A 12,707-nucleotide genomic window follows, 5' to 3' on the forward strand; every position below is an offset into this window, starting at 1 on the left:
AACTTGCGCGGCAGGATACTACGGGGTCGCCGGGGCTTCGCCATCGGCCGGACGGCCTGGCGCGTCGGCGTCCCCGCGCAGCGGCGCGGCGATCACCAGGTCCGAAAGGTCGTAGCCCATGTCCTCGGCGCGCTTCCGGAGCGCGGCGAAGGGGCCGGCATCCATGGACGGTTCGCGCGCGAGGATCCAGAGGTAGCGGCCGCCCGGTTCGCCGACGAGCGACCACTGGTAGTCCTCGTCGAGCGCAAGCACCCAGTAGTCGGCCCAGACCAGCGGCAGCCAGCCGAGCCAGCCCGGCGCGAAGCGGACCTGGAAGCGCGCCGGAAAACCTTCGACCTGGCGGGCCACGCCTTCGACCGCGATGTATCCGCCGTCGCGCGCGCGGCAGGCGTTGCGCACGCCGATCGTGCCGTCGCTGCGGAGCGTGTAGTGGGCGGTGATGTCGTCGACGCAGCGTCGCTGGTAGGAGACCGGCAGGTGCGCGATCTCGTGCCAGTGCCCGGCATAGCGGCTCAGGTCCAGCTGTTCGACCGAGGCCACCGGCCCGGCGGCGCCGGCGGTGCAGGGGGGCAGTACGATGCAGAGCAGCAGCATGCTCAGGAACGACGTACGCATGCGGTCTCCTGGGGGAAGCACGGCCGGCGGATGCTAGCACCGCCGGCCGGCGACCACGCCGACGCCGTCCCGGCGCCGCTCACTCCACGCGGACCGGGCGCGGCTGCTGTCCGTACCTGCGCAGTTCGATGACCACGCCTGGGCCCGACCTCAGGTGGTGGGCGGCGGCCAGTGTACGGGCCAGTTCCAGCGCCTTGTCGACCGAGCGGCAGGATGCGATCGGGCGGTCGCCGTCGAGCAGGACGCAGCCGCGATGGTCCTTGTGGACGACAAGTCTCCTGTACTCCATGAAGCCTCCCCTCTCCCGCGACGCTCTCCCCTCGAACCCGCGCGCGAATCTGCAACGCTACCCGGGGCCCGGCAATCGGGGAAGCCCGGCTGGCCTGTAGGGGAAAGCCGGGGCAGGCTCAGGGCTGCTCCCGGCGCGGCTCCACGCGTGCTTCCCGCAGCCCGTCCTGTGCCTGCTTCAGGGCCTTGGTGTCGAGCGGGCGGATCTCGTGGATCCGGCATGGGAAGCGTCCGACCTGGCTGGTCATGGCCCCGAGCGGAACCACGCCGTCGAACTTCGCGTGGACCCGCGAGCCGCTGCTGCTGAGCGAGATCGCGGTCGCGTAGCCGAGGTCCTGGCAGGGTCCGGCGAGTTCGAGCAGCCATGCCTCGCGCGGACGCGTCCACACCACCAGGGCCTGGTCGCCCAGCGCCGTCCAGCCATCCAGCTGCCCGCGCAGGGGGAAGTTGGATACTGGCGCGCCGGCATGGGCGCGATGGAGTTCCAGCCGGTCCGCATCGCCCATCCGCGGCGTGCCGGCACATGCGCCAAGTGCCAGGGCGATGGTCGCGGTGACAGTCACTCGCAAGCTCTTCATTGCGTGCTCCTCGGGGACGGGACGCCATCTTCGCCCAGGCCGCCGTGGCGGTGAGGAGGGGCATCGGCAAGCATTCATGCACGTGACGCTTGTCGGATGCCGAAAGGCCCGTTATGATGCCGCCCCTCGCAGCGGCCAAGCCGCAGCGAAGATGGCCGGGTAGCTCAGTTGGTAGAGCAGGGGATTGAAAATCCCCGTGTCGGGGGTTCGATTCCCTCCCCGGCCACCATTGAATTCAAGGTGTTAGAAAGCCCGCACCCAGTGCGGGCTTTCTTTTTGTGCCGCCAGTGTGCCGATCCGGCACGTTGCCGCATGCAGTGATCCGCCGCGAGGTGCGCGTACCGTCGCTGGCACGGCTTCGTGGCTCCACCAGCTGCCGCATGTTGTCCTCGTCTCGGGTGGTGGGGTGGATTCCGCACGATTCGATCGCATCGCTTGGGATTTTCCGGCGCGTGCGCTTCGGGATACGCGGAACGAGGCCGATGTCCTCGACCGGAGAAGGCTGCTGCGTGCGTCGCATCCGGCTCGCCGCTGAAAGGGGACGAACGGCCTGTATCCCATGGGCTGCGCCTGGGATGAAGTTCCGTGCCCTGGAGCCGATATGGAAGTACTGCTGCTACGGGTGAGAGCAGTCCACCGACGTCGTTTTCACGACCCTGCAGCGACCATCGTCCCTGCCTCCAGCAGGCGCGGGGCGGGCCTCCCAAGTCATTGAGTGGCCGGCAAAAACCGGCGGATCTGCCGTGTAGGACTTTTCCTACAAGGCGCGCAGTTTTTCCCGACTTACATTCCTGGACGGTGTTGGCATTCTGGCCTCGCCCCGGCAGCGACGGCATGCACTGGAAAGGGATTACCGCTCTGCCAAGGACCAAGCCGCCGGAAGGAAGCCGGGCCGGGGCGTTTGCCGAATAACCAGTCCGCGCCGAGAGGCGCGGACTTTTCGTCTGGGGTGCCGCCGGCCGATGGCACGACGCGGCAGCAGGTCCGGGCTCAGGATTCTTCGGCGGGAGGCACGTAGCCCGCCGGCTTCTCGGCACTGCCGCCGAACAGGAACTTCTCCATTTCCTGTTCGAGAAAGGCGCGGTGTTGCGGATCGCGCGGCGACAGCCGGTTCTCGTTGATCAGCATGGTCTGGTGCGCAAGCCAGGCGGCCCAGGCGGGCTTGCCGATGCTGGCGTGGATGCGCTTGCCCAGTTCGCCGGGCCAGGGGATGAAATCCAGGCCCTCGGCCTCGCGTTGTTCGTACTGGCAGAAGATCGTGCGGGACATGGGCTTTGGTCGCTTCAGTGTGAGTCGAGCAGCTTGCGGATGGGCGCGGGCAGGCCGAAGCCGGCCAGTTCCGCGCGTGCCACCCAGCGCTGGGCGTCATTGTCGCCCACGCGGGCGGGCGGGACGACCTTGCGCAGCCGCAGCGGCTGCAGGTGCAGGCGGTAGTGGCTGAAGGTGTGGACGATGGTCGGCAATGCATCGGCCGCGTCGAAGTCGCCGTCCACCTCGCGCTCGAACCAGGCGCGCAGTTCGGATTCGGTCTCCGCCTGCGGCAGGGTCCACAGCGAGGCCCAGATGCCGGTCGGCGGGCGTCGCTGCAGCAGCAGGCGGCCCTCGCCGTCCTCCAGCAGCAGGGCGATCGCTTCGCGTTCCGGCAGGGTCTTGCCCGGGCGCGGCGTGGGCAGGGCATCGACGAGCCCCTCGCGCAGCGCCACGCAGCCATCGGCCAACGGGCAGGTCAGGCAGGCCGGCGCGGCGCGCGTGCACTGGGTGGCGCCGAAGTCCATCTGCGCCTGGGTGTAGTCGGCCATGCGGCCCGGCGGGACATGCCGTACGTGGGCGGCGGCCAGGGTCCACATCTGCTTTTCCACCGCCGGCGTGCCGGGCCAGCCATGGATGCCGTGCCAGCGCGCGAGCACGCGCTTGACGTTGCCGTCGAGGATCGGGAACGGGTCGCCCCAGGCCTGGGACAGGATGGCGCCGGCGGTGCTGCGGCCGATCCCGGGCAGCGCGAGCAGGGCATCGAAGTCGCGCGGCAGGTCGCCGCCATGCCGTTCCACGCAAAGCCTGGCCGCGGCGTGCAGGTTGCGGGCACGGGCGTAGTAGCCGAGGCCGGCCCAGTGCGCCATCACCTCGTCGGTGCTGGCGGCGGCCAGGTCGGGCAGGGTGGGGAAGCTGGCAACGAAACGCAGGAAGTACGGGACGACCGTGGCGACCTGGGTCTGCTGCAGCATGATTTCCGATAGCCAGACCCGGTAGGGCGTGCGCGGATGCTGCCAGGGCAGGTCGTGGCGGCCGTGGCGGTCGAACCAGGCCAGCAGCGGTGCGACGAAGCGGTCGACCGGCTCAGCCACGCGCGCACTCCGGCGATGCGGCGCACCCCGGCGCAACGGACCCGGGCAGCGCCAGGTCCGCGGTGGTCGCGGCAATGGTGCGCATGCCCGCGCTCAGGAACCCAGCGCCTCGGGCAGCAGCGCGTCGACGAAGGCTTCAGGATCGAACACGCGCAGGTCCTCGGGGCGTTCGCCGATGCCGGCGAAGCGGATCGGGATGCCGAACTCGCGCGCCAGGGCGAACACCACGCCACCCTTGGCGGTGCCGTCGAGCTTGGTCACCACCAGGCCGGTCACGCCCACCGCGGCGTTGAACTGGCGCAGCTGGTTGAGCGCGTTCTGGCCGGTGGTGCCGTCGATCACCATCAGCACTTCGTGCGGCGCAGTTGGATCGAGCTTCTGCAGGACGCGCCTGATCTTGCCCAGCTCGTTCATCAGCCCGACCTGGGTGTGCAGGCGGCCGGCGGTGTCGGCGATCAGCACCTGGGTGCCGCGCGCCTTTGCCGCCTGCAGCGCGTCGTAGGCCACCGATGCGGCGTCCGCGTTCTGGCCCTGGGCGATCACGGTCACGCCGTTGCGCTCGCCCCAGGCCTGGAGCTGGGCCACGGCCGCGGCGCGGAAGGTGTCGCCGGCGGCCAGCATCAGGCTGCGACCCTCGTCCTTGAAGCGACGGGCAAGCTTGCCGATGGTGGGGGTCTCGCCCACGCCGTTGACGCCCACCGTCAGCAACACGAAGGGGCGGGTGTCCGGATCGATCCGCAGCGGCTGGGACACCGGCTGCAGCATCGCCACCAGTTCGGCGCGCAGCGCCGCCAACAGTGCCCGCGAATCGGCGAACTCGCGCGCCTTCATGCGCTTGCGCAGGCTCTCCACCAGCGCGGTGGTCGCGGCCACGCCGACGTCGGCGGTGAGCAGGGCGGTCTCGATCTCGTCCAGCAGGTCGTCGTCGAGCTTGGGATTGCGCGAGAACAGGCCACCGAAGCTGCGCGCGAAGGCGCTGTTGCGCAGGCGCTCGCGCCAGCCGGTGCGGCCGGGCGCAGCGGCCGGGCCTACCGCGGCGCCATCCTCCACCGGGGTGCCGGCATCGGCCGGGACGACGGCTGCCTCGACTGCCACCGCCTGGTCCACGACTGCGGCCGGTTCCACCGCGGTCGCGCCGGCGGCCTGGTCGACCGCGCCCTCGCTGGCGGGCTGCTGCGGCGCCTCCGGCAGGGGCTCCGGCACCACGGGCGCTTCCGCCGGTGCCGGGGCGCTGGGTGCCTGCGGGAAGGCGGCGGCAAGCTCTTCGGCGCTGAAACGGCTTCCGGATGGCGTGGCAGGGGCGCTTTCGGGCTTCTTTCGGCGGAAGAAACTGACCATTTCGCAGGGATATCGGAGAATGGCGCACATGCTAGCACCGCACCCCGTCACAGCTTCTGAAACCGGCCGCCGCCGGCCCCGTCCATGAGCCGCCGCATGCCGCCGCGTCCGGGTACCCGTGCCGCCGCCGCTCCCGGGGTGGTGCGGATCATCGGCGGCCGCTGGCGCGGCACGCGCCTGCCGGTGGCCGACGTCGCCGGCCTGCGTCCGACCTCCGATCGCGTCCGCGAGACCCTGTTCAACTGGCTGATGCCGGCGCTGCCCGGTGCGCGGGTGCTGGACCTGTTCGCCGGCAGCGGCGCACTGGGACTGGAGGCGCTCTCGCGTGGCGCCTCCAGCGCGGTGCTGGTGGAGCGCGACCGCGGCGCCGCGGCCGCGCTGCGCGCGAACGTCGCGCGGCTCGGGGCGCAGGCACGGGTGGTCGAGGCCGATGCCCTGCAGTGGCTGGGGTCCGCCGATGCGGCCGGCGCCGGCCCGGTGGACATCGTGTTCGTTGACCCGCCGTTTTCGGCCGGCCTGTGGGACGCCGTGTTGCGCGCGCTGCCCCCGCTGATGGCGCCGGATGCGTGGCTCTACGTGGAAAGCCCCGCGGGCAGCGAACCGGCGCCACCGCCGGGCTGGCACCTGCACCGCGAGCTGCGCACCTCGCAGGCCCGCGCGGCGCTGTATCGTGGCCGAGGCGCCGGGGGCGCTGATACACTCGGCGAGGCCAATCCGGCCCCCTGACGACGACCCGACCGTGGCCCATCGCCGCACTGCCGTCTATCCCGGCACCTTTGATCCGATCACCAATGGCCACATCGACCTTGTCGACCGCGCCGCGCCGCTGTTCGAGAAGGTGATCGTCGGCGTGGCCGCCAGCCAGGCCAAGGGCCCCACGCTGCCGCTGGAACTGCGCGTCAGGCTGGCCCGCGAGGCGCTTTCCGGGCATCCGAACGTGGAGGTCCGCGGCTTCGACACGCTGCTGGCGCATTTCGTGCGCGAGGTCGGTGCCGGCGTGCTGCTGCGCGGCCTGCGCGCGGTGTCGGACTTCGAATACGAGTTCCAGATGGCAAGCATGAACCGCCACCTGATCCCGGAGGTCGAGACCCTGTTCCTGACCCCGGCCGAGCAGTACAGCTTCATTTCCTCGTCGCTGGTGCGCGAGATCGCCCGCCTGGGCGGCGACGTGTCGGGGTTCGTGACCCCGGCGGTGGCCGCGGCCCTGAAGGCGGCGCGGCAGGAGCAGGGTTCCAAGTGATTTTTTCGAACGAAAGGGAGGGTTTCCTGATGAACAAGACGATGCGCGCGCTCCTGCTCGCCAGCCTGGCGGCGTCCCCGCTGCTGCTGGCCGGCTGTGGCAAGGAACAGCCGGTGGCCAACGAGGCCTCCGAGGTCCGGAAGCTGGCCGCCCCGGCCAAGGACGACGACGCCGCCTGGAAGGCGTACCTGCCGGCGGTGGTGCAGGAGAACATGGGCAACATCACCAACAACCCGTTCCTGTACTACCTGCCGCCGGAGTCGGATCCGGAGTTCGAGGCCAAGTACGAGCGCCAGGTCGAGGCCGCCACCACCGCGATGAAGCGCGGCGTGCAGAAGGGCAACCTGCTGGCCTTCGGTTCGCCGGCGTCCTCGCGCATGGCCGGCCTGATCGAGACCGCCTTCGAGACCGTCCCGGACGGCTCGCTGAAGGACGTGCGCATCGTGTTCATCGGCGACGCCGCCGACAACGCGCGCGTGATGACCGTGGTCAAGCCGACCGGCGCCGACTACGTCTTCGTCGAAGCCAAGTGACCTTCCCGGGCCCGGCCGCGGCGACGCGGCCGGGCGCCGGCGGGAGGGTCCCCCCGCGCCCGCGGGGCCGGGGCCAGGCGGCACCCCCATGACCCGGACCGCTGTGCGATGTCACTGAAGATCAACGAACTCTGCGTCAACTGCGATGTCTGCGAGCCGGCCTGCCCGAACCAGGCCATCTCGATGGGCGAGACGATCTATGTGATCGATCCCGCGCGCTGCACCGAATGCGTCGGCCACTTCGACGAACCGCAGTGCGTGGTGGTATGCCCGGTCGAATGCATCGATCCCGACCCCGAGCATCCGGAAAGCCAGGAGGCGCTGCTGGACAAGCTGCGGCGCCTGCAGCAGGAGCATCCGGAACTCTACGCACCGGAGGCCGCCCCATGAGGCTCACCGCACGCCTGCTCGCGCTGGCGTTCCTGTTCCTGCCCGCGATCCCGCAGGCCGCCTTCGCCGCCGACGGCGGCGAAGCGTCGCGCCAGGTCGTCGCCAGCCAGCCGCCGGGCGCGGCCATCGCCAGCGCGCACGAGCTCGCCACCGCCGCCGGCTTCGAGGTGCTGGAGCAGGGCGGAAACGCGTTCGATGCGGCGGTCGCCGTCTCCGCCGCGCTGTCGGTGGTGGAGCCGATCAGCTCCGGCCTCGGCGGTGGCGGCTTCTTCCTGCTGCATGACGCGGCCAGCGGCCGCGATGTCTTCATCGATGCCCGGGAAACCGCACCCGCGGCGGCCACCCCGGACCGCTACCGCGACGCCGAGGGCAGGCTCGACCGCGAGCGTTCGCAGAACGGGGCGTGGTCGGCGGCCATCCCCGGCCTGCCTGCCGGCCTGGTGCACGTGGCCGGGAAGTATGGCCGCCTGCCGCTGAGCCCCAGCCTGGCGCCGGCGATCCGCCTGGCGCGCGAGGGCTTCCCGGTCTACGAGCGGCTGGAGCGTGGCTACGCGGCCCGCCGGAAGGTGATGGAGCGCTATCCCGGTACCCGCGCGGTGTTCCTGGCCGGCGGCAAGCCGCCGATGCAGGGGCAGCTGCTGCGCCAGCCCGACCTCGCGCGCACCCTGGAAGCGCTGGCGAGGGAGGGTTTCGACGGCTTCTACCGTGGTCCGGTGGCGAAGAAGCTGCTGGCGGGCGTGCGTGCCGAGGGCGGCCAATGGACCGCCCAGGAGCTGGCCGCCTACCAGGTGCACGAACGCGAGCCGCTGCGTTTCGACTATCGCGGCTGGGAGATCGTGACCGCGCCGCCGCCGTCCTCCGGTGGCGTGGCCCTGGCGCAGATGCTGCAGGTGCTGGCCGGCTGGAACCTGGCGGACCTGGATCCGGCACACCGCGCGCACCTGACGATCGAGTCCATGCGCCGCGCCTTCCGCGACCGCACCTTCTACCTGGGCGATCCCGGCTTCGTGCACGTGCCGGTGGAAGTGCTGGCCAGCCGCGAATATGCCGCCGGCCTGCGCGCGACCATCCATCCGGAAAAGGCGACGCCCAGCGACATCTTCTCCGGCCTGCCCACGCCGCTGGAGGACGAGGAGACCACCCACTTCTCGATCATCGACGCCGAGGGCAACCGCGCCGCCGTGACCCAGACGGTGAACCTGCTGTTCGGTTCGGGCCTGGTGCCGCCGGGCACGGGCGTGCTGCTCAACAACGAGATGGACGATTTCGCCCTGCTGCCAGGCCAGCCCAACGCCTTCGGCGTGATGGGCTACGCGGCCAACGCGCCGGAGCCGGGCAAGCGTCCGCTCAGCTCGATGACCCCGACCTTCATGGTGTCGCCGGACCGCGTCGCGGTGCTCGGTACGCCGGGCGGCAGCCGCATCATCACCATGGTCCTGCTGGGCGTGCTGGGCTACGCCGATGGCCTGGACGCGCAGGCGGTGGCGGCGCTGCCGCGCTACCACCACCAGTGGCAGCCGGACGTGGTCGAGGCCGAGACCGGCGCCTTCAGCCCGGAAGTGGCCAGCCGCCTGCGTGCCATGGGCCACGCCCTGCACCTGCCGGAGGGCAGCGTTTCCGCCGGTGCGTCCAGCCACTTCTGGGGCAACCTGCAGACCGTGATGTGGGATCGCCGCAGTGGCCAGTTGCAGGGCGGGACCGATCCGCGCAATCCGGTGGGCAAGGCCGAGGTGCGCCTGCGAAGCGGGGAGGCCGTCGCGCCCTGAGCGGGATGGGCTGGGGTTCCGGATTCTTAACCGATGCGGCGCTACATTCGTTCCATGAAACTCTGGTCAATTCGCGGTAATTCGCAGAAGCTCGACGGCGGCTCCATGTTCGGCAACGCGCCGAAGGCGATGTGGGAGAGGTGGGCGCAGCCCGACGAGCAGAACCGCATCGACCTGGCCTGCCGCGCACTGCTGGCCAGCCCGCTCAACGGCAAGACGGTCCTGTTCGAGACCGGCATCGGCGCGTTCTTCGAGCCGAAGCTGCGCGAGCGTTACGGCGTGCAGGAAGACCGCCACGTGCTGGTGGACTCACTGCGCGCGGCCGGGTTCGAGCACGAGGACATCGACGTGGTGGTGCTCAGTCACCTGCATTTCGACCACGCCGGCGGCCTGCTGGCGCCGTGGACCGAAGGCCGCCAGCCCGAGCTGCTGTTCCCCAATGCCACCTACCTGGTCGGTGCCTCCCACTGGGAACGCGCGCGGCATCCGCATCCGCGCGACCGCGCCAGCTTCATTCCCGAGCTGCCCGCACTGCTCGAGAGCAGCGGGCGGCTGGAAATCGTCGAAGGGCCCTGCTCGCAGGCGCTGGGCGAGACCGTCCGCTTCAGCTTCAGCGATGGCCATACCCCGGGCCTGATGCTGGCCGAGATCGTCGGCCCCGAGACCGTCGACGGCCAGCCGCATGGCGGGGTGGTGTTCTGCGCCGACCTGATCCCGGGCCGCTCGTGGGTCCACCTGCCCATCACCATGGGCTACGACCGCAATGCCGAGCTGCTGATCGACGAGAAGCGCGCGTTCCTGGAAGACAAGCTCGCGCGCAACGTGCACCTGTTCTTTACCCACGACCCGGGCTGTGCCCTGGCGCAGGTGGTGCGCGACGAGAAGGGCCGCTACCGCACCATCCACGAGGTCGCCGAACTGGTGGCACGGCCGCTGGGCGCACACAGCCTCGCGGCCTGAAAGCCACGGCGCGGCCCCGGGGTCGCGCCTCCGCCGCCACGCCACGGAACGGGCACGCGCCCTGGCGCGTGGGCTATCGCTGCGCCTGCATCGCCGGTAAGTTTCCCGGTCGGGAACCTGCCGCAGGGCAAGGGAGGGAGGATGGCAGCAAAAGGATCGCGTCGCCTGGTGCAGGCGGCGCTGGCATTGGCCCTGGTGCCGCTGGGGCTGGGCTGCGAGGCGCGCACGCCGGTGGCCGGATCCGGCCCGCAGCAGGTGCGGATCAACCAGCTTGGCTTCGCGCCTGGCTCGCAGAAGCTGGCACTGGTCGAAGGCGCCGGCGCGGTGGGGTTCCGTGTCGTGGACGAAGGCGGGCACAAGCCGGTGCTGGAAGGCGTGCTGTCAGCGCCTGCGCACTGGGAACCGGCCGGGTTGGACGCAGCGGTCGCCGACCTCAGCGCGCTGTCCGCGCCCGGGCGCTACCGCCTGCAGGTGGAGGGCCTGCCTCCATCCGACCCGTTCGTCGTCGACGCCGGTGCCTACGAGGGCGTGGCCACCGGCGCGCTCAAGGCGTTCTACTTCCACCGAGCGGGCGTGCCCCTGGAGCCCGCCCATGCCGGGCGCTGGGCGCGCAAGGCCGGGCATCCCGACGACAAGGTCCTGGTCCATGCGTCGGCTGCCTCGCCGCAGCGACCGGCCGGCAGCCACATCTCCGCACCTCGCGGCTGGTACGACGCCGGCGACTACGGCAAGTACGTGGTCAACTCCGGCATCACCATGTGGACCCTGCTGGCCGCGTGGGAGCACCACCCCGGGTTCTTCCGCGGACGCGACCTCGGCATCCCGGAAAGCGGCGATGCGGTGCCGGACATCCTCGACGAGGCGCTGTGGAACCTGCAGTGGATGCTCGCCATGCAGGATCCGGCCGACGGCGGCGTGTACCACAAGCTGACCACGTTGCAGTTCTCCGGCATGGTGATGCCGCACCGCGACACCGCGCCGCGCTACGTGGTGGCCAAGAGCACGGCGGCGGCGCTGGATTTCGCCGCGGTGATGGCCATGGCCAGCCGCGTCTACGCGCCGTACGAGGCGCAGTTTCCCGGGCTGGCGCAGCGCATGGCTTCGGCCGCCAGGTTGGCCTGGGACTGGGCGCAGGCCAATCCCGGGATCGAGTACCGGCAGCCGGAAGACGTGGGCACCGGCGCCTATGGCGATTCGAAGCTGGACGACGAATGGGCCTGGGCGGCAGCCGAGCTGTTCCTGCTCACCGGCGACAGGGCATACTGGGACGTGTTCGCCGCACGCGCCGTCACGCCGCAGGTGCCGAACTGGGCGGATGTCGGGGCGCTGGGCTGGATCTCGCTGTCCCGGCACCCCGCGCGGCTGCCTGACGATGCCGCGCGCGTACGCGTGCGCGACGGCCTGGCCCAGGCGGCGCGTTCGCTGCAGCAGCGGCAGGCGGATTCGGCCTGGAAGGGCTCGATGCAGGCCGGCGATTTCGTCTGGGGCAGCAACGCGGTGGCGCTCAACCAGGCGTTGCTGATGCTGCAGGGTTACCACCTCGAGGGCGACCGCGCGCTGCTGGACGCGGCGCAGTCGCAGCTGGACTGGGTGCTGGGCCGCAATCCGCTGGGCGTGTCCTTCGTGACCGGTTACGGCCTGCGCACGCCGATGCACGTGCACCATCGGCCGTCGCAGGCCGATGGCATCGTCGAACCGGTGCCGGGCTGGCTCTCCGGCGGACCGAATCCGGGCCAGCAGGATGCGACGGACTGTGCGCCGGTGCGGTATCCGTCCAGGGTGCCGGCGCTGTCGTGGATGGACCACGATTGCAGCTACGCCAGCAACGAGGTGGCGATCAACTGGAACGCGCCGCTGGTCTACGTGGCCGCGGCGGTGCAGGCGCTGACGCCGGCGGAGTGAGCGGTGGCGCAGGAACGGCGGCCGGTGGCCGCCGTTCCTGCGGTGAGGCCGGCATCGCTCAGTCGACGCGGGTACCGAAGATGCGGTCGCCGGCGTCGCCCAGGCCGGGCAGGATGTAGCCCTTGTCGTTGAGCCGCTCGTCGATGGCGGCGGTGTAGATCTGTACGTCCGGGTGCGCGGCCTCGACCGCGGCCAGGCCTTCCGGCGCAGCCACCAGGAAAATGCCCTTGATCCGGCGCGCGCCGGCGCGCTTGAGCATGTCGATGGTGGCGATCAGTGAGCCGCCGGTGGCCAGCATCGGGTCCAGGATCAAGGCATCGCGCTCGTCCAGCCGGCCGGTCAGGCGTTCGAAGTAGGGGACCGGTTGCAGGGTTTCCTCGTCGCGCTGCAGCCCGACCACGCTCACGCGCGCGGCAGGAATCAGGGCGAGAACCCCAGGCAGCATGCCCAGCCCGGCCCGCAGGATCGGCACCAGGCTGATCTTGGCGCCGGCGATGCGTCGCACCTGCACCGGGCCGGCCCAGCCCTCGATGGTGGTCTCCTCCATCGCCAGGTCCGCGGTGGCCTCGTAGGCCAGCAGGGTGCCCAGCTCGGTGACCAGCTCGCGGAAGCCCTTGGTGCTCAGTTCCGCCGAACGCAGCAGGCCGATCTTGTGCTGGACGAGCGGATGGTGGACTTCGACGGCTTTCATGGCGGGCCTGCAGGTATGGGGGCCTGGAAAGTCTGCAGCAAACGCGTCGATGCGGAAAGGCGAA

General features: G+C 70.8%; 14 protein-coding genes and 1 tRNA gene. 8 read left to right on the forward strand and 7 right to left on the reverse strand.

Annotated elements, in window-relative coordinates:
• Positions 1 to 18: 18 nt before the first annotated feature.
• The 3 genes from CSC68_RS02350 to CSC68_RS02360 all read right to left on the reverse strand — a co-directional run bounded on the left by CSC68_RS02350 (position 19) and on the right by CSC68_RS02360 (position 1,481).
• Entirely contained in the window at positions 19 to 615 is a 597-nt protein-coding gene (locus CSC68_RS02350; RefSeq protein WP_162201889.1) for a lipocalin family protein, read from the reverse strand.
• 79 nt (positions 616 to 694) lie between these two features.
• Positions 695 to 904 (reverse strand): hypothetical protein, encoded by a 210-nt coding sequence (locus CSC68_RS02355; RefSeq protein ID WP_162201890.1) that lies wholly within the window; start codon positions 902 to 904, stop codon positions 695 to 697.
• A gap of 118 nt (positions 905 to 1,022) precedes the next feature.
• Positions 1,023 to 1,481, reverse strand: coding sequence for a DUF6491 family protein (locus CSC68_RS02360; protein WP_162201891.1), 459 nt, complete (start codon positions 1,479 to 1,481; stop codon positions 1,023 to 1,025).
• Between the two features lie 153 nt (positions 1,482 to 1,634).
• On the opposite strand from CSC68_RS02360, the gene CSC68_RS02365 reads away from it, so the two are divergent.
• Positions 1,635 to 1,710: transfer RNA gene (locus CSC68_RS02365), tRNA-Phe, on the forward strand.
• A 761-nt stretch (positions 1,711 to 2,471) separates the two neighbouring features.
• Here the strand turns inward: CSC68_RS02365 and CSC68_RS02370 are convergent.
• From CSC68_RS02370 to ftsY, 3 genes are all read right to left on the reverse strand, one after another.
• Positions 2,472 to 2,750, reverse strand: a complete 279-nt coding sequence (locus CSC68_RS02370) for an oxidative damage protection protein (RefSeq protein WP_162201892.1) — start codon at positions 2,748 to 2,750, stop codon at positions 2,472 to 2,474.
• A 14-nt stretch (positions 2,751 to 2,764) separates the two neighbouring features.
• Positions 2,765 to 3,823, reverse strand: a complete 1,059-nt coding sequence (mutY, locus tag CSC68_RS02375) for an A/G-specific adenine glycosylase (protein WP_162201893.1) — start codon at positions 3,821 to 3,823, stop codon at positions 2,765 to 2,767.
• Positions 3,824 to 3,916: 93 nt separating this feature from the next.
• On the reverse strand, positions 3,917 to 5,161 hold the full coding sequence (gene ftsY / locus CSC68_RS02380; protein WP_162201894.1) for a signal recognition particle-docking protein FtsY: 1,245 nt from the start codon (positions 5,159 to 5,161) through the stop codon (positions 3,917 to 3,919).
• Positions 5,162 to 5,245: 84 nt separating this feature from the next.
• On the opposite strand from ftsY, the gene rsmD reads away from it, so the two are divergent.
• The 7 genes from rsmD (at position 5,246) to CSC68_RS02415 (ending at position 11,952) form a co-directional block, all read left to right on the forward strand.
• Positions 5,246 to 5,887, forward strand: coding sequence for a 16S rRNA (guanine(966)-N(2))-methyltransferase RsmD (gene rsmD / locus CSC68_RS02385; protein WP_162201895.1), 642 nt, complete (start codon positions 5,246 to 5,248; stop codon positions 5,885 to 5,887).
• Positions 5,874 to 6,401, forward strand: coding sequence for a pantetheine-phosphate adenylyltransferase (coaD, locus tag CSC68_RS02390; protein ID WP_162201925.1), 528 nt, complete (start codon positions 5,874 to 5,876; stop codon positions 6,399 to 6,401). Before rsmD ends, coaD begins: the two co-directional genes overlap by 14 nt.
• Before the next feature lie 29 nt (positions 6,402 to 6,430).
• Entirely contained in the window at positions 6,431 to 6,934 is a 504-nt protein-coding gene (locus CSC68_RS02395; RefSeq protein WP_162201896.1) for a hypothetical protein, read from the forward strand.
• A 108-nt stretch (positions 6,935 to 7,042) separates the two neighbouring features.
• Positions 7,043 to 7,324, forward strand: coding sequence for a YfhL family 4Fe-4S dicluster ferredoxin (locus tag CSC68_RS02400; protein WP_162201897.1), 282 nt, complete (start codon positions 7,043 to 7,045; stop codon positions 7,322 to 7,324).
• Complete coding sequence (ggt, locus tag CSC68_RS02405; protein WP_162201898.1) at positions 7,321 to 9,090, forward strand: gamma-glutamyltransferase; 1,770 nt, start codon at positions 7,321 to 7,323, stop codon at positions 9,088 to 9,090. Before CSC68_RS02400 ends, ggt begins: the two co-directional genes overlap by 4 nt.
• A gap of 54 nt (positions 9,091 to 9,144) precedes the next feature.
• The gene (locus CSC68_RS02410) at positions 9,145 to 10,050 is read left to right on the forward strand and encodes an MBL fold metallo-hydrolase (protein WP_162201899.1); all 906 of its coding nucleotides are present in this window, start codon (positions 9,145 to 9,147) and stop codon (positions 10,048 to 10,050) included.
• A 141-nt stretch (positions 10,051 to 10,191) separates the two neighbouring features.
• Complete coding sequence (locus CSC68_RS02415) at positions 10,192 to 11,952, forward strand: glycoside hydrolase family 9 protein (protein ID WP_162201900.1); 1,761 nt, start codon at positions 10,192 to 10,194, stop codon at positions 11,950 to 11,952.
• A gap of 58 nt (positions 11,953 to 12,010) precedes the next feature.
• Here the strand turns inward: CSC68_RS02415 and upp are convergent, their stop codons facing one another.
• Entirely contained in the window at positions 12,011 to 12,643 is a 633-nt protein-coding gene (upp, locus tag CSC68_RS02420) for a uracil phosphoribosyltransferase (protein ID WP_162201901.1), read from the reverse strand.
• Positions 12,644 to 12,707: the final 64 nt, after the last annotated feature.

The organism is Pseudoxanthomonas suwonensis (genome assembly GCF_010093235.1).
Lineage (GTDB): Bacteria > Pseudomonadota > Gammaproteobacteria > Xanthomonadales > Xanthomonadaceae > Pseudoxanthomonas > Pseudoxanthomonas suwonensis.

Bases quoted from the DNA above. Each gene is read 5' to 3' on its own strand.
- rsmD (WP_162201895.1), top strand. From the start codon at position 5,246: ATGAGCCGCCGCATGCCGCCGCGTCCGGGTACCCGTGCCGCCGCCGCT.
- CSC68_RS02370 (WP_162201892.1), bottom strand. From the start codon at position 2,750: ATGTCCCGCACGATCTTCTGCCAGTACGAACAACGCGAGGCCGAGGGC.
- upp (WP_162201901.1), bottom strand. From the start codon at position 12,643: ATGAAAGCCGTCGAAGTCCACCATCCGCTCGTCCAGCACAAGATCGGC.
- ggt (WP_162201898.1), top strand. From the start codon at position 7,321: ATGAGGCTCACCGCACGCCTGCTCGCGCTGGCGTTCCTGTTCCTGCCC.
- CSC68_RS02360 (WP_162201891.1), bottom strand. From the start codon at position 1,481: ATGAAGAGCTTGCGAGTGACTGTCACCGCGACCATCGCCCTGGCACTT.
- CSC68_RS02410 (WP_162201899.1), top strand. From the start codon at position 9,145: ATGAAACTCTGGTCAATTCGCGGTAATTCGCAGAAGCTCGACGGCGGC.
- CSC68_RS02355 (WP_162201890.1), bottom strand. From the start codon at position 904: ATGGAGTACAGGAGACTTGTCGTCCACAAGGACCATCGCGGCTGCGTC.
- CSC68_RS02415 (WP_162201900.1), top strand. From the start codon at position 10,192: ATGGCAGCAAAAGGATCGCGTCGCCTGGTGCAGGCGGCGCTGGCATTG.
- ftsY (WP_162201894.1), bottom strand. From the start codon at position 5,161: ATGGTCAGTTTCTTCCGCCGAAAGAAGCCCGAAAGCGCCCCTGCCACG.
- CSC68_RS02395 (WP_162201896.1), top strand. From the start codon at position 6,431: ATGAACAAGACGATGCGCGCGCTCCTGCTCGCCAGCCTGGCGGCGTCC.
- CSC68_RS02400 (WP_162201897.1), top strand. From the start codon at position 7,043: ATGTCACTGAAGATCAACGAACTCTGCGTCAACTGCGATGTCTGCGAG.
- CSC68_RS02350 (WP_162201889.1), bottom strand. From the start codon at position 615: ATGCGTACGTCGTTCCTGAGCATGCTGCTGCTCTGCATCGTACTGCCC.